The sequence below is a fragment of the Streptomyces kebangsaanensis genome (genome assembly GCF_001906585.1).
Lineage (GTDB): Bacteria > Actinomycetota > Actinomycetes > Streptomycetales > Streptomycetaceae > Streptomyces > Streptomyces kebangsaanensis.
In genome coordinates this window covers 49989-71333 of sequence record NZ_JUJA01000168.1, presented here as the reverse complement: position 1 = coordinate 71333, position 21345 = coordinate 49989, and the positions used below count along the sequence as shown (strand labels likewise).

Annotated in this window: 23 protein-coding genes and 3 pseudogenes; 14 read left to right on the top strand and 12 right to left on the bottom strand. The window is 72.4% G+C overall.

Annotated elements, in window-relative coordinates:
- Positions 1-10 precede the first annotated feature (10 nt).
- Together RH94_RS37160 and RH94_RS37155 are read right to left on the bottom strand one after the other, a co-directional pair.
- Positions 11-493: a hypothetical protein gene (locus RH94_RS37160; RefSeq protein WP_073952713.1), complete on the bottom strand. Its 483-nt coding sequence runs from the start codon at positions 491-493 to the stop codon at positions 11-13.
- A gap of 8 nt (positions 494-501) precedes the next feature.
- Positions 502-963: pseudogene (locus RH94_RS37155) on the bottom strand (lamin tail domain-containing protein); the annotation flags it as partial.
- A gap of 200 nt (positions 964-1163) precedes the next feature.
- Between RH94_RS37155 and RH94_RS37150 the strand changes: the two are divergent.
- Entirely contained in the window at positions 1164-1808 is a 645-nt protein-coding gene (locus tag RH94_RS37150; protein WP_073952750.1) for a class I SAM-dependent DNA methyltransferase, read from the top strand.
- Between the two features lie 205 nt (positions 1809-2013).
- Here the strand turns inward: RH94_RS37150 and RH94_RS37145 are convergent, their stop codons facing one another.
- Both RH94_RS37145 and RH94_RS37140 read right to left on the bottom strand, forming a co-directional pair.
- Entirely contained in the window at positions 2014-3039 is a 1026-nt protein-coding gene (locus RH94_RS37145; protein WP_073952712.1) for an alcohol dehydrogenase, read from the bottom strand.
- A gap of 142 nt (positions 3040-3181) precedes the next feature.
- A complete protein-coding gene (locus RH94_RS37140) occupies positions 3182-3997 on the bottom strand; it encodes a thioesterase family protein (protein ID WP_073952711.1) in 816 nt (271 codons plus the stop codon).
- Positions 3998-4126: 129 nt separating this feature from the next.
- On the opposite strand from RH94_RS37140, the pseudogene RH94_RS45865 reads away from it, so the two are divergent.
- A pseudogene (locus RH94_RS45865) lies at positions 4127-4217 on the top strand (GNAT family N-acetyltransferase); the annotation flags it as partial.
- A 1-nt stretch (position 4218) separates the two neighbouring features.
- On the top strand, positions 4219-4647 hold a 429-nt coding region (locus RH94_RS37135; RefSeq protein ID WP_234426322.1), incomplete at its 5' end, for a GNAT family N-acetyltransferase.
- A gap of 10 nt (positions 4648-4657) precedes the next feature.
- Here RH94_RS37135 and RH94_RS37130 read toward each other — a convergent pair.
- Positions 4658-5812 carry a Gfo/Idh/MocA family protein gene (locus tag RH94_RS37130; RefSeq protein ID WP_073952710.1) on the bottom strand — a complete coding sequence of 385 codons (1155 nt, stop codon included), beginning with the start codon at positions 5810-5812 and terminating at the stop codon, positions 4658-4660.
- A 143-nt stretch (positions 5813-5955) separates the two neighbouring features.
- On the opposite strand from RH94_RS37130, the gene RH94_RS37125 reads away from it, so the two are divergent.
- Positions 5956-6963 (top strand): LacI family DNA-binding transcriptional regulator, encoded by a 1008-nt coding sequence (locus tag RH94_RS37125; protein WP_073952709.1) that lies wholly within the window; start codon positions 5956-5958, stop codon positions 6961-6963.
- Positions 6964-7351: 388 nt separating this feature from the next.
- Here RH94_RS37125 and RH94_RS37115 read toward each other — a convergent pair whose 3' ends face one another.
- Complete coding sequence (locus RH94_RS37115) at positions 7352-7675, bottom strand: helix-turn-helix transcriptional regulator (protein WP_073952708.1); 324 nt, start codon at positions 7673-7675, stop codon at positions 7352-7354.
- Between the two features lie 132 nt (positions 7676-7807).
- Between RH94_RS37115 and RH94_RS37110 the strand changes: the two genes are divergently transcribed.
- Together RH94_RS37110 and RH94_RS37105 are read left to right on the top strand one after the other, a co-directional pair.
- Positions 7808-8584, top strand: coding sequence for an ANTAR domain-containing protein (locus RH94_RS37110; protein WP_073952749.1), 777 nt, complete (start codon positions 7808-7810; stop codon positions 8582-8584).
- Between the two features lie 299 nt (positions 8585-8883).
- Positions 8884-9291: an SseB family protein gene (locus tag RH94_RS37105; RefSeq protein WP_073952707.1), complete on the top strand. Its 408-nt coding sequence runs from the start codon at positions 8884-8886 to the stop codon at positions 9289-9291.
- On the opposite strand, the gene RH94_RS37100 is transcribed toward RH94_RS37105, so the two are convergent.
- From RH94_RS37100 to RH94_RS37075, 6 genes are all read right to left on the bottom strand, one after another.
- Positions 9245-9712 carry a MarR family winged helix-turn-helix transcriptional regulator gene (locus RH94_RS37100; RefSeq protein ID WP_073952706.1) on the bottom strand — a complete coding sequence of 156 codons (468 nt, stop codon included), beginning with the start codon at positions 9710-9712 and terminating at the stop codon, positions 9245-9247. The genes RH94_RS37105 and RH94_RS37100 overlap by 47 nt on opposite strands.
- 59 nt (positions 9713-9771) lie before the next feature.
- Entirely contained in the window at positions 9772-10116 is a 345-nt protein-coding gene (locus RH94_RS37095; protein WP_073952705.1) for a VOC family protein, read from the bottom strand.
- A 247-nt stretch (positions 10117-10363) separates the two neighbouring features.
- Complete coding sequence (locus RH94_RS37090; RefSeq protein WP_073952704.1) at positions 10364-11395, bottom strand: LacI family DNA-binding transcriptional regulator; 1032 nt, start codon at positions 11393-11395, stop codon at positions 10364-10366.
- Complete coding sequence (locus RH94_RS37085; protein ID WP_073952703.1) at positions 11392-12282, bottom strand: carbohydrate ABC transporter permease; 891 nt, start codon at positions 12280-12282, stop codon at positions 11392-11394. The genes RH94_RS37090 and RH94_RS37085 overlap by 4 nt, the downstream gene beginning before the upstream one ends.
- Positions 12279-13205, bottom strand: a complete 927-nt coding sequence (locus RH94_RS37080) for a carbohydrate ABC transporter permease (protein ID WP_073952702.1) — start codon at positions 13203-13205, stop codon at positions 12279-12281. Before RH94_RS37080 ends, RH94_RS37085 begins: the two co-directional genes overlap by 4 nt.
- The gene (locus tag RH94_RS37075; protein WP_073952701.1) at positions 13202-14521 is read right to left on the bottom strand and encodes an extracellular solute-binding protein; all 1320 of its coding nucleotides are present in this window, start codon (positions 14519-14521) and stop codon (positions 13202-13204) included. The genes RH94_RS37080 and RH94_RS37075 overlap by 4 nt, the downstream gene beginning before the upstream one ends.
- A 183-nt stretch (positions 14522-14704) precedes the next feature.
- Between RH94_RS37075 and RH94_RS37070 the strand changes: the two genes are divergently transcribed.
- The 8 genes and pseudogenes from RH94_RS37070 to RH94_RS45860 all read left to right on the top strand — a co-directional run.
- Positions 14705-16726 carry a beta-galactosidase gene (locus tag RH94_RS37070; RefSeq protein WP_073952700.1) on the top strand — a complete coding sequence of 674 codons (2022 nt, stop codon included), beginning with the start codon at positions 14705-14707 and terminating at the stop codon, positions 16724-16726.
- Positions 16727-16828: 102 nt separating this feature from the next.
- On the top strand, positions 16829-18406 hold the full coding sequence (locus tag RH94_RS37065; protein WP_073952699.1) for a glycosyl hydrolase 53 family protein: 1578 nt from the start codon (positions 16829-16831) through the stop codon (positions 18404-18406).
- Between the two features lie 168 nt (positions 18407-18574).
- Positions 18575-18859: a helix-turn-helix domain-containing protein gene (locus RH94_RS37060; protein ID WP_073952698.1), complete on the top strand. Its 285-nt coding sequence runs from the start codon at positions 18575-18577 to the stop codon at positions 18857-18859.
- Between the two features lie 143 nt (positions 18860-19002).
- On the top strand, positions 19003-19464 hold the full coding sequence (gene crcB, locus RH94_RS37055; protein WP_073952697.1) for a fluoride efflux transporter CrcB: 462 nt from the start codon (positions 19003-19005) through the stop codon (positions 19462-19464).
- Positions 19461-19826 (top strand): DUF190 domain-containing protein, encoded by a 366-nt coding sequence (locus RH94_RS37050; RefSeq protein WP_073952696.1) that lies wholly within the window; start codon positions 19461-19463, stop codon positions 19824-19826. The genes crcB (RH94_RS37055) and RH94_RS37050 overlap by 4 nt, the downstream gene beginning before the upstream one ends.
- Positions 19823-20191 (top strand): fluoride efflux transporter CrcB, encoded by a 369-nt coding sequence (gene crcB, locus RH94_RS37045; RefSeq protein ID WP_073952695.1) that lies wholly within the window; start codon positions 19823-19825, stop codon positions 20189-20191. Before RH94_RS37050 ends, crcB (RH94_RS37045) begins: the two co-directional genes overlap by 4 nt.
- 99 nt (positions 20192-20290) lie before the next feature.
- The gene (locus RH94_RS37040; protein ID WP_073952694.1) at positions 20291-21127 is read left to right on the top strand and encodes an undecaprenyl-diphosphate phosphatase; all 837 of its coding nucleotides are present in this window, start codon (positions 20291-20293) and stop codon (positions 21125-21127) included.
- Positions 21128-21188: 61 nt separating this feature from the next.
- Positions 21189-21345: pseudogene (locus tag RH94_RS45860) on the top strand (glutaminase); the annotation flags it as partial.

The window sequence follows — 21345 nt, the reverse complement described above, 5'->3', positions numbered from 1 at the left end:
CCGGGGCCGGTCAGGAGTACGTCCAGCGCCAGGCGTTGGAGCGGTAGGCGCAGGTGATCGACGCACCGCTCGCGGTGGTGGTCCGTGCGCCGTGGTCGCTGTTGCGGCAGAACTGCCCCGCCTGGTAGCAGTTGCCGGAGTTGGAGACGATCGAGCACGTGCCGCTGCGGGTGCCGCTTCCACTGCCACCGCTGCGGCCGGTGCCCGTGCCGGCGGCGAGGGCGGTCCTGGTGACGGTGACCGTCGGGCCGGGCGTCTTGACGGTTCTGGTCGTGGTGACCGTCGCGGTGGGCTCGGCGGTGACGGTCTCGGTCGCCGTGGCCGTGGCCGTGGCGGTGGCGGTGGCGGTGGCCGTGACGGTCACGGCCGGCTGCGGTTTCGCGGCCTCCGGCGCTCCGCAGCCCACGGCTCCCACGGCCAGCAGGGCGATGCCCGCCGCCCACAGGCGGTGGTGCTTGCCGGTCGGCCGCTGCGGCCGGTGGTTCCGGTTCACGGTCCCCCCTAGCCGTGGTAGTTGATGTAGCCGTCGCCGTCCCGGTCGTCGCGGGCCCTGGTGTAGGAGTGGACGTCGGCGCGGGCGCCGGAGGGCTTGAGCAGGTAGATGGTGTCCTTGTCGTTGTTCCAGAGGAAGTTGCAGTTCTGGCGGTAGACGACGTTCTTGGCGTCGGAGTCCGTGCCCTTGCCCCCGCGCAGTTTCACGTAGTCGCCGGGCTCGAGGTAGTGGTTGGCGCGGAACGTGAACTTGTTGCCGGCGGCGTCCTTGACGACGTAGCCCTTGAGGTTGACCTTCGCGGTGCGCGAGTAGTTCTTGATCGTCAGGTACTCGTCCTTGGTGTTGCCCGTGCGGCAGTTGTTGGAGTCCCGTCCGGGCGCGTCGTACTGGACGCCCTTCACCTTCAGCGCCGACGTGTACTCGGCGGCCTGTGCGGGAGCGGCGACGACGACGGCGGCGGCGCCCGCCGTNGGCGGCGACGGCGAGCGCGGAGCGTATGCGCATGAGGTTCCCCCCTCAGTGTGCGAATGGAGCGCCTGGAGCTTACACAACCCGTGACGGGTGAGTGGCGAGTAGGTGCAGAAAACGTGAAGGCGCCCGTGTCGGTGCGACACGGGCGCCGCTCCGGTGAGAGGTGGAGGAGCCGCACGGACTCCGCTACCGTGCCCCCGTGCCCGACCCCGCCTACCTCACGGCCGTCCGCGACTCCTACGACACCGTCGCCGCCGCCTACACCGAACTCGTCCCGAAACCCTCCGAGTTGGACCCGCTCTCCCGCGGCGTGCTGGAGGCGTTCGCCGAGACGGTACGGCGCTCCGCCCCGGGCCCGGTCGCGGACCTGGGCTGCGGGCCGGGCCAAGTGACCGCTCACCTGGCCGACTTGGGACTTCCGGCGTTCGGGGTCGACCTGTCGGCCGGCATGGTGGGGCTGGCCCGGCGTGCCTACCCGCACCTGCGGTTCGTGCGGAGTTCGATGACCGCGCTCGGGCTCGGCGACGGCGTACTCGGCGGCATCCTCGCCTGGTACTCCACCCATCACACACCGCCCGCGGAACTGCCGCCGCTCTTCGCCGAGTTCCATCGCACGCTCGCGCCCGGCGGTCATCTGCTGTGGGGGTGCCACATCGGCGACGAACACCGGCGGCCCGCGCGGGGATACGGCCACCCCGTGTCCTACGAGTGGCATCTGCTGCCCGTGGAACGGGTGGCCGAACTGCTGGAGCGGGCCGGGCTGGTGGTCGTGGCGCGGCTGGTGCAGGAGCCCGAGGGGCGACTGACCCGGCCCCACGCCTGTCTTGTGGCGCGCAAGCCCTGAAAGCCGTGCCGCGCAGCAGGGGATGAGGCCGCTGACGGCCCGACCCCGGCTCCCCGGTGGCAGAGCGAACGGGGGCACGGCGGGCCGCCCCCGCAGGGGCGCTCACCGAAACGCCGCGCCCCGACCGGGGCGCGGCACCCGCCGGCCGCAGACGCTGCGGCCGGCCAGGGCGTACCCGGACCCGGACGCGGAGGGCCCCCGGACGTCAGCCGGTGGCGAGCACCATACGGAAGCGGGCGGCACCGGAGAGCATCTTCCGGTACGCCTCGCCCGCCTGCTCCAGCGGCACGACCTCGGTCATCGGGCGGATCCCGTGCAGGGCGCTGAACGCCATGGCGTCCTGCACGTCCTGCGAGGTGCCCGACGGATGGCCGCGGACCACCCGGCCGCTCATGATCAGTTGCAGTGGGGTGACGCCCAGCGGTTCGGGGTCCGCGCCGATGACCACCAGCTCGCCGCGGTGCGACAGCCCGTCCACGGTCGCCGTGATGGCCTCGGAGCTGCCGGCCGTGGCCAGGACGACCCTGGCCCCGCCGAGCGACCCCAGCGCCTCCGCGACGGGTGTGTCCGCCGTGCTGTCGACGTAGTGGTGCGCGCCGAGTCGCTTGGCGAAGTCGGCCTTGTCGGCTCCCCGGGCGATCGCCACCGTCTCGAAGCCCATGGCCACCGCGTACTGCACCCCCAGGTGCCCCAGGCCGCCGATGCCGAGCACCGCGACCAGGTCGCCGGGACGGGCGGAGCTGCGGCGCAGCCCGTTGAACGTGGTCACGCCCGCGCACGCCATGGGCCCGGCGTCGCTCGCCGCCAGGGCGTCGGGGATCCGGGCCAGGGCGTCGACCGGTGCGATCACCCGCTCGGCGAAGCCGCCGTCGTACGCCCAGCCGGGGACCTTCAGGTTCGGGCACACGATGAAGTCGCCCTGCCGGCACGGCGTGCAGTGGCCGCAGCTGCCGCCGAACCAGCCCACCGCCACCCGGTCGCCCACCTGCCAGCCCCACTCCCGCGTCCCCTCGCCGAGCCGCTCGACACGGCCGGCGACCTCGTGCCCGGGGACCACCGGGAAGTCGATGCCGGGGACGGCGGCGTTCACGAAGAGGCTGTCGCTGTGACACACCCCGCAGGCCTCCACGGCGATCCGGACGTGGCGGGGGCCCGGCTCCGGGACCTCGCGCTCGGCGATCTCGAAGGGACCGCCGGCACTCGTCACCTGCGCGACTTTGTAGGTGGTCATGGGTCTCTCCCGAAAGTCCCCCCGGAAAGGGCGGGTACGACGGCCCCCGCAACCAGCACATCAGCTCCGGACGGATCGCGCGCGCCGGGGCACGGGGCCCCGCCGTCCCGCAGGATGTGTCCCGCACACGCGGGCCGCCTGCTCAGTCCCTCCCGCCGGACGGCACGGGCCGTACGGTGAGGATCTGCTGGGCGTGCCCGACCGGGCCGTGCACGTCGTGCAGGACCGTGCTGGTCAGGCCCAGGCCGGTCGACCCGAAGGCGACCGTGGTGTCCAGTCCGGTCCAGCGGCCCTCGGGGCGGCGGTGGAGGTGCACGGTCAGATCCACGTTGGGAAACATCCACGCGGTGGGCGACTGCCGTGCGGCGATGCCGTTGGCCGTGTCGACCAGGGCCAGGTAGGAGGCGAGCGGGCTGCTCGGCTCGCCGGCGACCAGGGTGAGCGGGGTGGAGATCCACGCGGTGGCGCGGCCCGGACGTGGCGTGGCGAGCGGGCGGACGTCCAGGGAGGCGATGTAGCCGCCGGGCCACAGGTCGCTCATCGCCCAGGGGGTGAGCAGGTCGGGAGGAGTGAGCCGGTCCTCGGTGCCTCCGGCGACGGAGGCGGTGTCCTGGGCGGACAGCAGCCAGGTGCGGGTCCGGACCACCGGGCGGCCGGCGATGCGTACGACGGCTTCCAGCAGTTCGATGGTGCGGCCGGGGCGAAGCGTCGCCACTTGTATCTCGCACTCGTCCAGGGTCGGGCGGCCCAGGATGTCGTAGCTGATCCGGGCCGGTACCAGACCGGTGTCGGGGCGCGCGGCCAGGTGGTCCTCGATCGCGTGGACGATCAGCCCGCCCAGCGGGCTGAAGTGCTGCTCGCTCGGGTCCCAGGCACCGCTCGCGTGGACGGTGGGCTTGAAACGGTGCTCGTCGATGCGTTCGTAGTAGCTGTCGGGAACCGGGCTGCCGCTGTTCAACGGGTGTACCTTCCAGGGTTGTTCACGGAACGCCGACCGGACGCGGGTCCCGCGTCCGGCCGGCGGGGCAGGCCCATCATCGCCCAGCGGATGCTTGGCGCCTACACCTACCATCCCTCGGGAGGCCCCGTGCAGCTGCGCGACGTGACACCGGACGACGTCGGCGCCTACATCCGGATGCGCTGCGACCCGGTCATGACGGCCGAACTCGGCGGGCCCCNCCCCTGCCGGTCGAGGGCATGGCGGACAAGGTGCGCCGGGACGCCGAGCGGGCGGCGGCCGGCACCGCCTGGATCAAGATGATCGTCCCTGATCCGCGGACCCCCGGCGTGGTGGCCGGGACCGTGACCGTCTGGGCCCACGAGGGCGACGACGGCCCGCTGTCGGAGATCGGCTGGATGGTGCTGCCCGAGTTCCAGGGGCGCGGCCTGGGCAGACGCGCTGCCCGCGCGCTGCTCGAGCAGGCGCGGGACGAGGACCGCTGGGGAGAGGTGCACGCCTTCCCGGCCACGACCAACGCGGCCTCGAACGGCATCTGCCGCTCGCTCGGCTTCCGGTTCCTCGCCGAGCGCGAGGTGACGTTCGCGGGCCGGGTGCTGCGCACCAACCACTGGGCCGTCACCCCGCGCACCGACCTGACGCCGGGGTGAGGGGACGGGCTCAGGCGAGGCTCACCCACGTGCGCCGCTCGGCGGAGCGGGCCATGGCGTCCAGGGCCGTCGCCGCGGCCACCGCGTCGTCGAGGGTGGCGCCGTACGGCCGGTCCTCCGTGATCGAGCGCAGGAAGTGGCACGCCTCGACGACCTTGAGGTCGTCGTAGCCCATGGCGTTGGCCGAGCCCGGCTGGAAGGCCTCGTACACGCCGTGACCGGGGCCGACGTAGACGGTGCTGACCGGCTGGTCCTGGTACGCGGTGCCGCGGCTGACGCCGAGTTCGCCCATGCGGCGGAAGTCCCAGAAGAGCGCGCCCTCGGTGCCGTGGATCTCGAAACCGTAGTTGTTCTGCTCGCCCACCGAGACCCGGCAGGCCTCCAGGACCCCGCGCGCGCCGGAGGCGAAGCGCAGCAGGCAGTTGACGTAGTCGTCGTTCTCGACGGGACCGAGCTCGCCGCCCGCCGCCCGGGTGTGACCGGCGGTGGCGCCGGAGGGACGGGCCCGCTCGGGCACGAACACGGCGGTGTCCGCGGCCAGCGAGTCGATCTCGCCGAGCAGATGGCGGGCCAGGTCGACCCCGTGCGAGGCCAGGTCGCCCAGCACTCCGCTGCCGCCGCGCTCGCGCTCGTAACGCCAGGTCAGGGCGCCTTCGGGGTGGGCGGCGTAGTCGCTGAACAGCCGGATGCGGACGTGGGTGACCCGGCCGATCTCGCCGGCCGCGACCATCTCTCGGGCGGCGGCGACGGCGGGGGCGTTGCGGTAGTTGAAGCCGACCGTGCCCCGCACGCCGGCCCCGGCGGCGGCGTCGGCGACCGCGCGGGCGTCGCCGGCGCTCAGGCCCACCGGCTTCTCGATCCAGATGTGCTTGCCGGCCTCGGCCATGGCGAGGCCGATCTCACGGTGCAGGAAGTTCGGGGCGGTGATGCTGACCGCCTGGACGCGGGGGTCGGCGGCGATCTCACGCCAGTCACGGGTGGCGGAATCGAAGCCGTACCGCTCGGCGGCCTCCTCGGCCCGGCCGGGCACCTCGTCGGCGACGGCGACCAGGCGCGGACGCACCGCGAGCTGCGGGAAGTGGTGGAGCACACGCGTGTACGCCTGGGCGTGCACCCGTCCCATCCAGCCGAATCCGACGACGGCGACGCCGAGCACATCCACCATGACAGCCCCTCTTTGGACCGATCCAAAACCTGCGGGCTCACGATGAGGGGTGGCTCTGCCCAGTGTCAACCCCCCTCTCGCCGGCGCCCTCCCGGCCCTCCCGGCCCTTTACAGGAGTCCCCGCCTGTGGAACGGTCCACCACGTGCGACCTCCGACCATCCGCGACGTGGCCGCGCGGGCCGGCGTGTCCAAGTCCCTGGTCTCGCTGGTACTGCGCGGCTCCGACAGCGTGCGCCCCGAGAAGCGGCAGGCGGTCCTCGCCGCGATCGACGAACTGGGCTACCGGCCCAACGCCGCCGCCCGCAGCCTCAGCGAACGGCGCACCCGCACCGTCGGCGTGCTGCTCAACGACATGCGCAACCCCTGGTTCGTGGAACTCCTCGACGGCCTCAACTCCCGCCTGTACGACAGCGGTCTGCACATGCTGCTCGCCGACGGCCGGCTCAACCGGCGCCTGGGCGAGGACCTCACCCGCACCTTCACCGAACTGCGCGTCGACGGCCTGGTCGCCGTCGGCACCCTGCGGGACCCGCGGGCGCTGCGCACCGCGGCCGGCCGGATCCCCACCGTCGTCGCCGGCACCCGCGAACCCGACCTGCCCGGGGTGGACGTCGTCGCGGGCGACGACGAGCACGGCGCCCGGCTGGCCACCGAGCACCTCATCGCCCTCGGCCACCGGCGCATCGCCCACATCGCCGGCCACGGCGCGGTCGGCGAGCTGCGCCGCCGCGGCTTCGAGGCCGTCGTGCGCGAGCACGGACTGGCCGGCACCGCGGTCGTGGAGCAGGGCGACCTGACCGAGGAGGGCGGCCACCGGGCCGCGGTACGGCTGCTCAGCCGCCCCGGGCGCCCCACCGCCGTCTTCGCCGTCAACGACATGACCTGCGTCGGCGCGCTGTCGGCCGCCGAGGAGAGCGGCCTCGGAGTGCCGCGCGACCTCTCCCTGGTCGGCTACGACAACACCTACCTGTCGCGGCTGCGGCACCTGTGGCTGACCACCGTGGACAACGCCAGCCACGACGTGGGCCGGCGCGCCGCCCAGCGGCTGCTCGACCGGATCGAGGACCCGGACCGTCCGCGCGAGGTCGACCTGACCACCCCGTACCTGGAGGTGCGCGGCACGACCGCCCCGCCGCCCGGCGGCGCCTGAGGCCCAGCCCGCGAGCACCTCCGCCCACCGGCGGACCCCACCGGAGCACGCCCGCACGCCGCACCGGGCCGACGGCGCGCCGACGATGTCCGGTCCGCGGCCGTGCTCGTCCGGATCCGGCGCGGCGGACGGCCCGGGCGGCGCCGCGGGACCCCGGCCGGTCGCCTCCGCGCGTACGGCCCGGCGCCGGCCATCCGGACCCGGAGGTCCTGTGCCGCAACCGGCACCGGGCCGGGCAGTGGCTGCCGGACACGGACCCCGAGCGACGCGAGGGGGGAGTACGGGTCCCGGAAGCGGGCCGCGGAGCGGTCCCCGGGCCGGATCCGCTCACCCGGGCAGCAGCGCTGAGCCGGCAGGGCCGGCCGGTGACTTCGGGACCTCGGCGATCTCAGCGACCGGCCTCGGAGTGGCCGGCCTCCGCGCGGACGAGCAACGAGAGCAGGGAGGCCACGGTCAGCCCGGCCTCGGCCGGGTGCCGCAGGACCTTGCCCGGGTCGATCCGGTAGATGTTGCCGCGCCCCTCCTTGGTGTGGGAGAGGTACCCGTCGCGCTCCAGATCGGCGATGATCTTCTGGACGGCGCGCTCGGTGAGCCTGCAGTGGGCGGCGATGTCGCGGATCCGGGCGTTGTGGTTGTCGGCGATGGTGGCCAGCACCCGGGCGTGATTGGTCAGGAACGTCCATCCCGTATGCGGCTCAGGCACTCCTTCCATGGGGCCAGCCTAGGGTCCGGCTTTCGCGCATACAAGAACCTGAACTGGACTTCATGTATATCTTGACGTGTTCCAGGTGCCGGAGCGAGTCTGGAAGCGGAGGACGGGCGGACGCTTGTGGGAGAGGCGGTCATGGCGGAGCCTGTGTACGGCGCGCGGTCCACGACCGGGGGCGCCGCCTGCGATGACCGCGGCGGCGTACCGGCGGCGCACCCGGGACGCGTACCGGCGATCGACGTCGGCCCCGACGCGGACCGTGTGCTCGTCACGGTGCGCGGCGAACTCGGCCTCGACACCGGCCAGAGCCTCCAGCGCGCCCTGAGGGACGCCCTCGGCCGCTCGGCCCGGGGCGTCGACCTGGACCTGAGCGGAGTGGAGTTCTGCGACTGCTCCGCCCTCAACATCCTGATCGGCCTGGGCGACCGGGCCCGGTCACAGGGCAAGACGGTCGTCGTGCGCGCCACCGGTCCCGCGAGCGAACGACTGCTCGCCCTCACCGGTACGCGCTCGCTGTTCTCCGCCGAGGCGTCCGACGGGCCGGAGGCGTACGAGGCGGAACCACCGGTGTCCGCCACCCGGCACGGGGCGCCGGAGGACGGGACACCGGCCGGGGGCACCGAGCGGGGCCTGCGCATCGAGGTCGTCCAGCTGCGCCGCGCCATGCAGACCCGCCCCGCCATCGACCTGGCCCGCGGCATCCTCATGGCGTCCTTCGGCCTGACCCCGGACCAGGCCTGGTCGGTACTGGTCATCGCCTCCCAGAACACCAACACCAAGCTGCACCACGTCGCCCGGGACGTGGTGACGGCGGTGCGCGGCGACCCGCTGCCGGAGACGGTGCAGAGGCACCTGACCGTCGCCGTGACCGAGGTCCTGGCCTCGGCGGACGGGACCGGCGGCACGCCGTAGCGGACACGGGGAATCGGTCCCGGACCCGTGGTTACCCGTAACCCGGGGTTCGGAAGTGAGCCCCCCGGGTCCCCCGCGCCCATCGCGGAGGGCCCGCCTCGGCGTTTCGGCTCCTCCCGCCCGGGCGGCTTCGGCGCGACGCGGGTGGCGGGACCGGCCGGGCCTGCCGCCCCACGACCGCCGAAGCCGGTCCGGCCCGTCACGGTTGCGGCGCGGGCGATCGGGTACGCGAGCAGGACTGTGCCCGGGGAGAAGGACCCGGGGCAGGTTGCACGACCGCCGCGACCAGGGAATCTGCCATGGAGACACCAGCGAACGACAACACCGGGACGCCCGCCCAGCGGGCGCTGGACGTGCTCGCCGAGAACGCCGAGGACGCGGTGGCACTGGACACGCTCGCGCACAGCGACGTGCTGGTCCCCGTGCCGGACGACACGAATGACGAGGACGCCGCCAACCCCTCGACGGTGGCCCTGCCCGTCCTCGAACAACCGAGCGGAGTGCCGGTGGTGCCCGTGTTCACCTCCGAGCTGGAGATGTCCGACCTGCTGCCCTTCGTCTCCCGCTACCGCCTCGTGCCCCTCGGTGCCCTCGCGTCCCAGTGGCCGGCCGACGACCTGTCGCTGACCATAGACGCCGGCTCGCCGCACGGCCTGACGCTCACCTCGGAGGGAGTACGCAACCTGCTGGCCCGGCCCCAGGGCTGAGCCGGCCCGTTCCAGCCGCCGGCTCCCGGCCGTCACCGTCGAGCGCGCGGGCCAGGGCCGCGCGCTGCAGGGGCAGCACCTCGGCATGCAGCGCGCGGCCCCTGGCCGTCAGGCAGACCCACACCCCGCGCCGGTCCTCCGCGCACACCGACCGCTCCACCAGGCCGTCCTTCACCAGCCGGCCGATCAGCCGGGACAGCGCGCTCTGGCTGAGGTGGACCCGGCCGGCGAGGTTCTGCACCCGGCACTGCTCGCCCTCCTCGGACGGCCCGGACGCCAGGATGTCGAGCACCTCGAAATCGCTCGCGCCGAGCCCGTACGGATGCAGCACGCGGTCGAGTTCGCACATCGTCCGCGCGTGCACCGACAGGATGCCCCGCCACCTTTCCTCGAGCCGGGCCCCGGCCGCGTCCGCTTCCATGACACCGCATGTTAATGCGCGTACATCGAAACGGCCGGTCGAGGCGGCCGCCCCGGGCGTCAGGCGTCCTGGACGAGCCCGACGGGATTGCCGTCCGCGTCCTTCACGGAGGCGATCAGCCTGCCGCCGCCGACGTCCCGCACGTCCTGCAGCAGCTCGGCGCCCGCCTCCAGCAGAGCCGCCAGCCGTGCCCGGATGTCGTCGACGTGCCAGTACGGCACCGGCCCGGTCATCCCCTGGGCGTGCCCGTTCGGATCCAGACCGACGTCCTGCCCGGCGTCCTTGAACCCGACGTAGTAGGGCTCGTCCGCATACGGCTCGACCTCCAACAGCGCCCTGAACAGGGCCTTCGCCCGGTCGAGGTCCTTGACGGGATAGACGATCGTCTTCAGGCCGGCGGTCATGGAAACTCACTCCTCAGAGGTGCGTGGCCCGACGGGTGGCGTCGGTGCCCTCACGCTAGGGCGGGTGAGCCCGCGGCCGCTTCTCCGATCCTGACCGGTTGCGCGCGGCGGGCTCCCCGGCCGCTTCCGTCACTCGCTGCGCAGCACTTCCGCGAGGGCCGGCCGGGCCGCCCGGAGGGCGCCGCGCGGCATCCGGTGCCGGGGGAGCGTCGCGGGGCTGCCGGGGGAGGGACTTTCGCGGCACGCCCTACGTCGACTCCCGCTTGACCAGTTCCGTCGGCAGGATCACCGCCGCGGTGTCCTCGCCGCCGATCTGGGCGAGCAGCACCCGGACCATCTCGGAGCTGATCCGGTCCCACGGCTGGCGGATGGTCGTCAGTTCCGGGCGGGCGGCCACCGCGGCGGGCGAGTCGTCGAAGCCGCCGACCGCGACGTCCTGCGGGACCCGTCGCCCGGCCCGGTGCAGGGCCGTGAGGACGCCCTGGGCCATCAGGTCGGAGGCGACGAAGACCGCGTCCACGTCGGGTGCCCGGGCGAGCAGCCGCTCGGCGCCCGCCTCGCCGCCGGCGCGGCTGTAGTCGCCGGAGACGACCAGCCGCTCGTCGATTTCGATGCCGGCCTCCGTCAGCACCTCCTTGTATCCGGCCAGGCGCTCCACACCACCCGGGGTGTCCAGCGGGCCGGTGACCGTGCCCACCCGCCGCCGCCCCAGCGACAGCAGGTGCCGCACCATGTCGCGGGCGCCGTCGCGGTCGTCGGCGGCGACGTAACCGACCTTGGAGCCCAGCCCGATCGGCTTGCCGCACGCCACCAGCGGCACGCCCGCCTCGCGCAGCCGCTCGGCGACCGGGTCCCCGGAGTGGCTGGAGACCAGCAGCACCCCGTCGACGTGCCCGGCGGTGATGTACCGGGTGATGCGGCGCCGTTCGTCCTCCGTCCCGGCCAGCATCAGCAGCAGCGGGATGTCGTGCGCGGCCAGCGCCTGGGTGCAGCCGCGCAGCAGGACGTTGAAGTTGGGGTCCTCGAAGAACCGCTCCTGCGGCTCGGTCAGCAGGAAGCCGACCGAGTCCGAGCGGCCGGTGATCAGGGAGCGGGCGTGCCGGTTCACCACGTAACCCGTCCTGCGGATGGCGGCGTTGACCGCCTCCTGCGCGGCCGGGCTGACGTAGTGCCCGCCGTTGAGCACGCGCGAGACGGTGCCCCGGGACACCCCGGCCTCGCGCGCCACGTCATGGATCGTCGGCGGTCTGCGCCTGCCCCCCGTAGTGCTCACGGTCACGACTTTACGGCTCCCGAGAGCAGGTCGAGACTCCAGAAGCGCTGGACGACCAGGAAGAGGGCGATCAGCGGCACCACCGCGAGGAACGCGCCGGTGATCACCAGCGTGTACAGCGCGGGGGTGTTGGCGCCCTGCTCCAGCAGCGTGTACAGGCCGAGCGTGATCGGGAACTTCTCGTCGTCGCTGAGCATGATGTACGGCAGCAGGAAGTTGTTCCACACCGCCACGAACTGGAACAGGAACACCGTCACCAGGCCGGGGACCATCATGGGCAGCGCGACCCTGGTGAAGATCCGCCACTCGCCCGCGCCGTCCATCCGCCCGGCCTCCACCACGTCCGCGGGAACGGCGGCGGCGGCGTAGATGCGGGACAGGTAGACGCCGTAGGGGGAGAGGACCAGCGGCAGCAGGACCGACACGTAGGAGTCCGTCAGGTCCGCCTCGGCCAGCAGCAGGTACTGCGGGACGGCGAGGATCACCGGCGGCATCAGCACGCCCGCCAGCAGGATGTTGAACACGGTCTCGCGGCCCCGGAACCGGTAGACCGCCAGCGCGTAGCCGCCGCAGGCCGAGACGGCCGTCGACAGCAGGGCGCCGAGACCGGCGTAGAGGGCGGAGTTGCCCATCCATCTCCAGTAGACGCCGTCCCGGTAGGTGTTCAGGTCCCTGAGGTTGTCGGCGAAGCCGCTGCCCGGCAGGAAGGTGAAGGTGGAGAACAGCTCCCGGCCCGACTTGGTGGCCGCGATCACCACCCAGGCCACCGGCAGCAGACAGTACAGCGCGCCCAGCAGCAGCGTGACCGTCGGCACGAGCGCGGTGCGGCGTCGCGGCGGCGGGCCCTGGGCGGTACCGGGCGTGGTGTTCGTGCGGGCGGCGAGCGCGTTCATCGTGCTCCCTCCTGCCTGCTGCGGCGGTTGGCTGCCCGCAGGAAGCCGAAGGACAGGACGAGGGTGGCGAGCGCGACGAGCACGGCCTCGGCGGCCGCCGCGTGGATGTCGCCCCTGCCGAAGGCGTCCTGGTACACCTTCATCAGCGGACTCCAGGTGGTGCTGACGGAGTTGGTCAGGGGCTTGAGGGTGGTCGGCTCGTTGAACACCTGGAGCGTCGCGATGATCGAGAAGAAGAAGGTCAGCACCAGCGAGGGCGCCACCATCGGGATCTTGATCCGCAGCGCGATCTGCAGGGGCGAGCAGCCGTCCAGCTTCGCGGCCTCGTACACCTCGGCCGGGACGGCCCGCAGCGCGGTGTAGATGACGATCATGTTGAAGCCGGTGCCGCCCCAGACCGCGATGTTCGACAGGGCGAGGTAGAGCGGACCGCCGTCCAGCAGGTCCGGCCACGGCAGGTGCAGCTCGCCGAGCAGGTAGGAGAAGGGGCTGACGTCCGGCAGGTAGAGGAAGCCCCACAGCAAGGCCGCGACGACACCGGGGACGGCGTACGGCAGGAAGATCGTGAGCCTTGTGAAGGACGCGAGGCGGACCTTCTCGGTGTCCAGCATCAGCGCGAAGAGGAGCGCCAGGCCCAGCATCACCGGTACCACGATGCAGCCGTAGCCGAGCACGCGCAGCGCCCCGTGCAGCAGCTCGCCGCCGGTGAGGGCCTCGGTGTAGTTCTGCAGGCCGGCCCAGACCTCCGTCCGGGCGCCCGAGCCCAGGCCCAGCCCGGATACGCGCACCTTGCGGAAGCTGAGCCAGACGGCGTAGCCGATGGGCAGCGCGAAGAACAGGACGAAGAGGACCGCCGGGGGGAGGAGGAAGCCGTACGGGGCGTTCCTCACCCCGTACGGCCTCCGGCGTGCCGTGCTGGTCACCGGACGACCTCGAAGCCCTGCTTCTCCATGTCGGCGACCGTGTCCTCCTGCACGGTGTTCAGGGCGGCGACGAAGTCCGACCTGTTCTTCGCGGCGGCGCCGAACGCGTCCTTGAAGGAGGTGTAGGCGACGTTGACGTTCGGGCCCCAGGCGGAGGGTGCGGTGGTCTTCGCGATCTCGGCGGCCCTGGTGTAGAAGTCCGCCTGGTTCGCGAAGTACTCCGGCGGGTTCAGGAAGGCGCCGGAGAGCTGGGCGGAGGTGGAGGCCGGGTAGATGCCGCTCTCCTTGGCCAGCGCGTTGAGGGCCGTGCCGTCGGTGTTCAGCCAGGCGGCGAACTTCGCGGCGGCGGCCTTGTGCCGGGAGTCGGTGGTGACGGCGGTGGAGGAACCGCCCCAGCTGCCGGTGACGTTCTCGGACGCCGACCACTGGGGGAGCGGGGCCATGGCCCACTTGCCCTGGGTGTCGGGCGCGGCGGTGGTGAGCGTGCCGGGCGCCCACACGGCGCTGACCCACGCGATCTGCTTGCCGGTGTTGAGCGCCTTGTTCCAGGCCGGGGTGTACATCGGCTGGTTGTCGATGGCGCCCTCCTTGACCAGCCCGCCCCAGAAGGTGGCCACCTTCCGTGTCGCCGCGTCGTCGACGGCGACCTTCCACCGGTCGCCCGAGGTCGTCCACCACCGGGCGCCGGCCTGCTGGGCGAGGCCGGCGAACAGGCCGGAGTCGTTGGCGGAGAACGTGGTCAGGGCCTTGTCGGGGTCCTTCTTCTTCAGGTCGCGGGCCGTCTGCGCGAACTCGTCCCAGGTGGTGGGGACCTCCAGGCCGTACTTCTCGAACAGGTCGGCGCGGTAGTAGAACATCATCGGCCCGATGTCCTGCGGGACGGCGTAGACCGCGTCCGTGCCGAGCGTGGTCTGCTGCCAGACGCCCTCGGCGAACCTGCCCTTGGCGTCGCCGACGTCCTTGGAGATGTCGGCGAGGGCGTCGTTGCTGACCAGCGTGGGCAGCGCCTGGTACTCGGCCTGTACCAGGTCGGGTGCCTTCTTCGCCTTGTGCGCGGTGAGGATCTTGGTGACCAGTGTGTCGCCGGACGCCTGCTTCTTCACCGTGACGGTGATCCGCTCCTTCTTCCCCGGCCCCTCGTTCCACAGGTCGACGACCTTGTCCATGCCGGGTGCCCAGGACCAGTACGTCAGCGAGACCGGCCCGGAATCGGTCCCGCTGTCGCCGCCGGACGAGCCGCAGCCGGCGAGTGCGCCGGCGCCGAGTGCGACGGCGACGGAGGTGGCCACGAGGCGGACGCGCTTCGTGTTCGGCATGGATCTCTCCCCTGACCTGGGGCCCTCGCCTCTCGCGAGGGCCTGCCATGCTTCTGTGAGCGTTCACAGTAGAGAAACAGCCTGGACGCTTGTCAATGGTTGTTGCTGTGCGGTTATGTTGGCTCCGCACCGCCACCGCTGTGTGTGCACGTTCCCAAATGATCGAACAAACGGGAGACAGTGATGCCGGACACCGCCCCCAAGGGCCTCACCGGGCTCGCCTTCGGCGGGGACTACAACCCCGAGCAGTGGCCGGAGAGCGTCTGGCAGGAGGACGTGCGGCTGATGCGGGAGGCCGGCGTCACGATGGTGAGCGTCGGGATCTTCTCCTGGGCGCTGCTGGAACCCGCGCCGGGCCGGTACGACTTCGGCTGGCTCGACCGGGTCCTCGACCTGCTCCACGAGCACGGCGTCCGCGTCGACCTGGGCACCCCGACCGTGGTCCCGCCCGCCTGGTTCTACCGCGCCCACCCCGAGGCGCTGCCGGTCACCGCCGACGGCACGCGCCACGCGTTCGGTTCCCGCGGCGCGATCTGCCACGGCAACGCCGACTACCGCGCGGCGGCCGCCGCCATCACCACCAGGCTCGCCGAACGCTACGGAGACCACCCGGCGCTCGCGCTCTGGCACGTGCACAACGAGTACGGCGTCCCCGTCTCCGCCTGCTACTGCGACTCCTGCGCCGCCCGCTTCCGCCGCTGGCTCGCTGCGGCGTACGGGACCGTCGACGCGGTCAACGAGGCCTGGGGCACGGCCTTCTGGGGCCAGCGCTACACGGACTTCGACCAGATCGACCCGCCGCGCACGACACCCACGGTCGGCAACCCGGCCCAGGCGCTGGACTACAAGCGCTTCGCCGACGCCACCATGCGGGAGAACTTCGTGGCCGAGCGGGACATCCTGCACCGCCTCTCGCCCGGCGTCCCCGTCACCACCAACTTCATGACCGCCCTCAGCCAGTGCGACTCCGTCGACTACTGGGCCTGGGGCCGCGAGGTCGACCTCGTCACCAACGACCACTACCTGATCACCGACGGCCGCCGCACCCACGTCAACCTCGCGATGGCCGCCGACCTCACGCGCTCGGTCGCCGACGGCGCCCCCTGGCTGCTCCTGGAGCACTCCACCTCGGGCGTCAACTGGCAGCCGCGCAACCCGGCCAAGGCCCCCGGCCAGATGGCCCGCAACTCCCTCGCCCATGTGGCGCGCGGCTCCGACGGCGCGATGTTCTTCCAGTGGCGGCAGTCGCGGCGCGGCGCCGAGAAGTTCCACTCGGCGATGGTGCCGCACGGCGGCACGGACACGCGCGTGTGGCGCGAGGTCGTCGAACTGGGCGCGGCGGCCGCCGCGTTGAGCACGGTCCGCGGCACCCGCACCGAGGCCGACGTCGCCATGCTCTGGGACTGGCACTCCTGGTGGGCGCAGAGCCTTCAGTGGCGCCCCAGCGAGGACCACGACGCGCGCGAACGCGCCGACGCCTTCTACGAGGTGCTCTACGACCGCCACCTGACCGTCGACTTCGCCCATCCGGAAGCCGACCTGTCGCGCTACCCCCTGGTCGTCGTGCCCGCCCTGTACCTGATGACGGAGGCGGCCGGCCGCAACCTCACCGAGTACGTCGAGCGGGGCGGCACCCTCGTCGTGTCGTACTTCTCCGGCATCGTCGACGAGCACGACGCCGTCCACGAGGGCGCCCACCCGGGCCCGCTGCGGGACGTCCTCGGCCTGACCGTCGAGGAGTTCTCGCCGCTGCTGAAGGGCGAGCGGGTGCGCCTGACCGGTCCGGACGGCTCGCAGCCGAGCGGTGACGTGTGGACGGAGTTCGTCGTCCCGCGCGGCGCCGAGACCGTGTGGACGTACGCCGACGGACTCGCCGCGGGCCGCCCGGCGGTCACCCGCCACGGCCTGGGCGGGGGCACGGCGTGGTACGTCTCGACCCGCCTCGGCGCCGAGGGCCTGGACGCGGTGCTCGGCCGGGCCGCCGAGGACGCGCGGATCGCCCCGCGCGCCGACCTGCCCCGCGACGTCGAGGTGGTGCGGCGCACCGGCGCGTCGGGCAGCCACCTGTTCGCGATCAACCACACCGCGTCGGACGCCGAGGTGCCGCTGGACACCCCCGGCACCGAACTGCTGACCGGCGAGCGGACCGCGGGTCACCTCACGGTCCCCGCGGGCGCCGTCCGGGTCGTACGACTCGACGGCTGAACCGACTTCCCTCCGCCCGCGCGAGCACCGGCCGCGGGCGGAGGGACGCCCCTCACCCAGGAGGGGCCCCATCCCCCCGTCACGTCGAAGGGACGGACGACGATGTTCGAGAAGCTCTCGAAATCTCATCCCGGACGCACCGTCAGAGCCCTGCTGCTGCCCCTCGCCGCCGGGCTCGCCCTCACCACCCTGCCCGTGCAGACCGCACGGGCGGCGAGCACCCTCACCAACCCCGGCTTCGAGGCCGACGGCACGGGCGCGGCCACCCCGAGCGGCTGGTCGGAGTACGGCGACACCGGCGCCTCGTACGTGGAGTCCGGCGGCCGCAGCGGCGGCTACCGGCTGACCCACTGGTCGTCGTCCGCGTACAAGGTGGAGACGTACCAGTACCTGTCGGGCCTGGTCAACGGAGACTACGTCCTGTCCGCCTGGGTCCGCTCCGGCGGCGGCCAGAACGCCGCCCACCTCGCCCTGAAGAACTGCGGCGGCGCGGAACAGCGCACCGACCTGCCGGTCTCCTCCGGCGGGTGGGTCAGGATCGTCACCCCGGTGAAGGTGACGAACAACCAGTGCACGATCAGCGTCGACAGCGACGCGAAGGCCGGCGACTGGATCAACGTCGACGACCTGACCTTCACCTCCGGCACGTCCGGTCTGTCCGTCAAGGGCTCCGACATCTCCTCCCTCGCCAAGAGCGAGGCGAAGGGCGGCGTCTACCGGACGGGCTCCGGCAGTGCGGGCGACGCACTCGCCGTCCTGAGGTCCGCCGGCATGAACTACGCCCGCCTGAAGGTCTGGGTCGACCCGGCCGACGGCTACAACAACAAGCCGCGCGTGCTCGCGATGGCCAAGCGCGTCAAGGCGCAGGGCATGAAGCTGCTGGTCGACTTCCACTACTCCGACACCTGGGCCGACCCGGGCAAGCAGACCAAGCCCGCCGCCTGGTCCGGACACTCCTACAGCCGGCTCAGGACGGACGTGTACAACCACACGTACGACGTCCTGAACGCCCTCAAGGCGCAGGGCACCACCGCCGACATGGTCCAGGTCGGCAACGAGATCAACGGCGGCATGCTGTGGAACGAGGGCTCGACGGACCACTGGACGCAGCTCGCCGGACTGATCAACTCCGGCTACGACGCGGTCAAGGCGGTCAGCCCCGCCACCCTCGTCGCCCTGCACCTGGCCGAGGGCGGTGACCGGGCCGGCACCGAGTGGTGGTTCGACAAGGCGGTCGCGAACGGCGTCAGGTTCGACGCCATCGGGCTGTCGTACTACGGCTACTGGCACGGCACGCTGTCCGACTTCCAGACCACCATCGACGCCGCGGCCGCCCGCTACGGCAGGCCCGTCCTCCTCGCCGAGACGTCCTACCCGTTCCGGCTGGACAGCAAGGACGCGCTGCCCGACCAGATCGACACCACCGGGAAGCTGGTCCCCGGCTACCCGGCGACCCAGGCCGGCCAGGCGGCCTGGCTGCGGGACGTGATGAACATCGTCGAGGCCGTCCCGGGCAACCGCGGCCTGGGCGTCTTCTACTGGGAGGCGACCTGGACCGCGGTCCCCGGCAACGGCTGGGACCCGGCCGACCCCTCCTCCGGCAACGGCTGGGAGAACCAGGCCCTGTTCGACTACGACAACAGGGCGACCGCGGCGATGACGTGGTTCGGCCACCGCTGAAAAAGAGCACGGGCCCGGCCGTCCCCCGGCAGCCGGGCCCTTTCCCGACGCCCCGGGCCGGCACCGTCCAGTACCGGACAAGGCCCGGCGGATCCCGTACGCGGCGGGGCGGCCCGGGGGACAGTGGGAAACGTCAGGACGGGAAGGCCCCGACGACAGGAGGCGGTCATGCTGAGCACTTCCACCGGCCGGACGCGCCTGCTCATCCTGGAGTGGCTCAGGGACCCGGCCGCGCACGCGCCCCGGCGGCGCCGCGCCCCGCCCGCGCACGGCGCGACCGCGAAGGCCGTCGCGGCCGGTCTCGGCATCCCGCGGCGGACCGCCGAGAGGCATCTCGCCCTGCTGGCCGGCCTCGGCCTGCTGCGCACCCGCCGGATCAGGTGCCGTACGTACTACCGCCGTGACGAGGCCCGGATCGACGAGGTGGCCCGGATGTTCGAGAAAGGCTGGTGACCGGCGGCCCGCGGGAACGAGGGGCGGGTGCCCTCCCCGGAGCGACGGGCCGAGCGGTACGCCGCGCCGCCGCCGGTGTGTGCGGTGGGGAGCCGGCGGCGTTACGGTGTGTCCGGGCGCGGCCGAGTAGGAGACGTACGAGCATGACAGCCCAGGAGACCGGGAGCCTGCGGGTGCCGACGAGGTCCGCGTGGAGGCGGGCCCGGTGGGCGCAGCTGCCGGTGGTCGCGGTGGTGGCGCTCGGCGGTGCGCTCGGGGCCACGGGCCGGTACGCGGTCTCGCGGTGGTGGCCGACGCCGGCCGGGGGCTTTCCCTGGGCGACCTTCTGGGTCAACGCCGCCGGGTGCGCGGTGATCGGCGTCTTCATGGTGGTGATCACCGACGTGTGGGGCGCCCACCGCCTGGTCCGGCCGTTCTTCGGCACCGGTGTGCTCGGTGGCTTCACCACCTTCTCCACCTACGCGGTCGACATCCAGAAACTGGTGGACTCCGGCCACGCCCGCACCGGACTGGCCTATCTCGCCGCGACCCCGTGCGCGGCGTTCGCGGCGGTGTGGCTCGCCGTGACGGCGACCCGACGCGTTCTGCGGTGGAGGCAACGATGACGAGGCTCACCGGCAGCGCCCTGCGCGTGACCGTTTTCATCGGCGAGAACGACACCTGGCACCACCGGCCCCTGTACTCGGAGATCGTGCACCGGGCCCACTCCGCCGGCCTGGCGGGCGCCAGCGTCTTCCGCGGCATCGAGGGGTTCGGCGCGTCCTCCCTGATCCACACCTCACGGCTGCTGTCGATGAGCGAGGACCTGCCGGTGGCGATCGTGATCGTCGACACCGAGGACCGGGTGCGCGCGTTCCTGCCGCAGCTGGACGAACTGGTCGGCGAGGGGCTGGTGATCCTCGACGACTGCGAGGTCATCCGGTACGTCGGCCGTGCGAAGGCGGCGGACGCGAAGGGCGGGAAGTGAACTGGCTGCTGGTGGTGGTCGGGGCCGCCGTCGGGGCACCCCTGCGCTATCTCACCGACCGCGCGGTGCAGTCCCGGCACGACTCGGTCTTCCCCTGGGGCACCTTCGTGGTCAACGTCGTCGGCTGTCTCGTCCTCGGCCTGCTCACCGGTGCCGTTTCCGCCGGGCTCGCCGGGCCGCGGCTGCAGCTGCTGCTGGGGACCGGGCTGTGCGGGGCCCTGACGACGTACTCGACCTTCTCCTACGAGACCCTGCGGCTGACCGAGACCGGTGCCGGGCCCTACGCCGCCGTCAACGTCGCCGCCAGTGTGGTGGCGGGCCTCGGCGCCGCGTTCGCCGGGGTGTGGATCGCCGGAAGCCTCTGACGGTTGTCGAAAGCTTCTGGTGTCGGTCACCGGGCCGTCACCTGAGCACCGTAAGAGTGTCCACACCACTGTCGATCAACCCCCCCGGAACTGGATCCCATGAGCGTCATCTCCGTCGGTCAGGCCGTCGTTCTCGGAGTCGTCGAGGGGGTGACCGAGTTCCTCCCCGTCTCCTCCACCGGCCACTTGAAGATCACCCAGGGGCTCATGGGCATCCCCATCGACGACAAGTCCGTCGTGGCGTTCTCCGCCGTCATCCAGGTCGGCGCCATCGCCGCCGTGTTCGTGTACTTCTTCAAGGACATCGTGCGGATCGTCTCCGCCTGGTTCCGGGGCCTCGCCAACAAGGAGGAGCGCTACCACCACGACTACAAGTTCGCCTGGTGGATCATCTACGCCACGATCCCCATCGTCGTCGTGGGCCTTGCCGCGAAGCCCCTCATCGAGGGGCCGCTCGGCTCCCTGTGGGTGGTCGCCGGCTCGCTGATCGTCGGCAGTGGTGTGATGTGGTGCGCGGACCAGATGGGCCGGCACAAGCGCGGTGAGGACGACACCACCTTCAAGGACGCGATGCTGGTCGGCTCCTCGCAGATCCTCGCCCTGCTCTTCCCCGGCTTCTCCCGCTCCGGCGCCACCATGTCCACCGCGCTCATCCTGGACCTGGACCGCGTCGCCGCCACCCGGCTGTCCTTCTTCCTCGGCCTTCCGGCCCTGACCGGCGCCGGCATCTACGAGCTCAAGGACGCGGTGGGCGCGAGCGTGGGCACCCTCCCGCTGGTCGTCGGCACCCTGGTGTCCTTCGTGGTCGCCTACGCCTCCATCGCCTGGCTGCTGAAGTTCGTCGCCAAACACTCCTTCAACGCCTTCGTCATCTACCGGATCGTGATCGGCGTGCTGCTGTTCGGGCTGCTGGGCACGGGCGTGCTCGACGCCTGAGGGGGCGCGCCCCGCTGATGCCCCACCGCCTGCCGGACCGGCCGGCCCGGCCCGGGGCAGAATGGTGATCATGACGTCGTCCCCGACCTACCTCCCGGTCCTGGAGCGCATCGCCGAGGAGAACGAGCGGACGCCCGGCCGGGGGCGTACCGCCGACTACATCCCGGCGCTCGCGGCCCGCGACGCCCGTGCCTTCGGCATGGCCGTCGCGGAGCTGG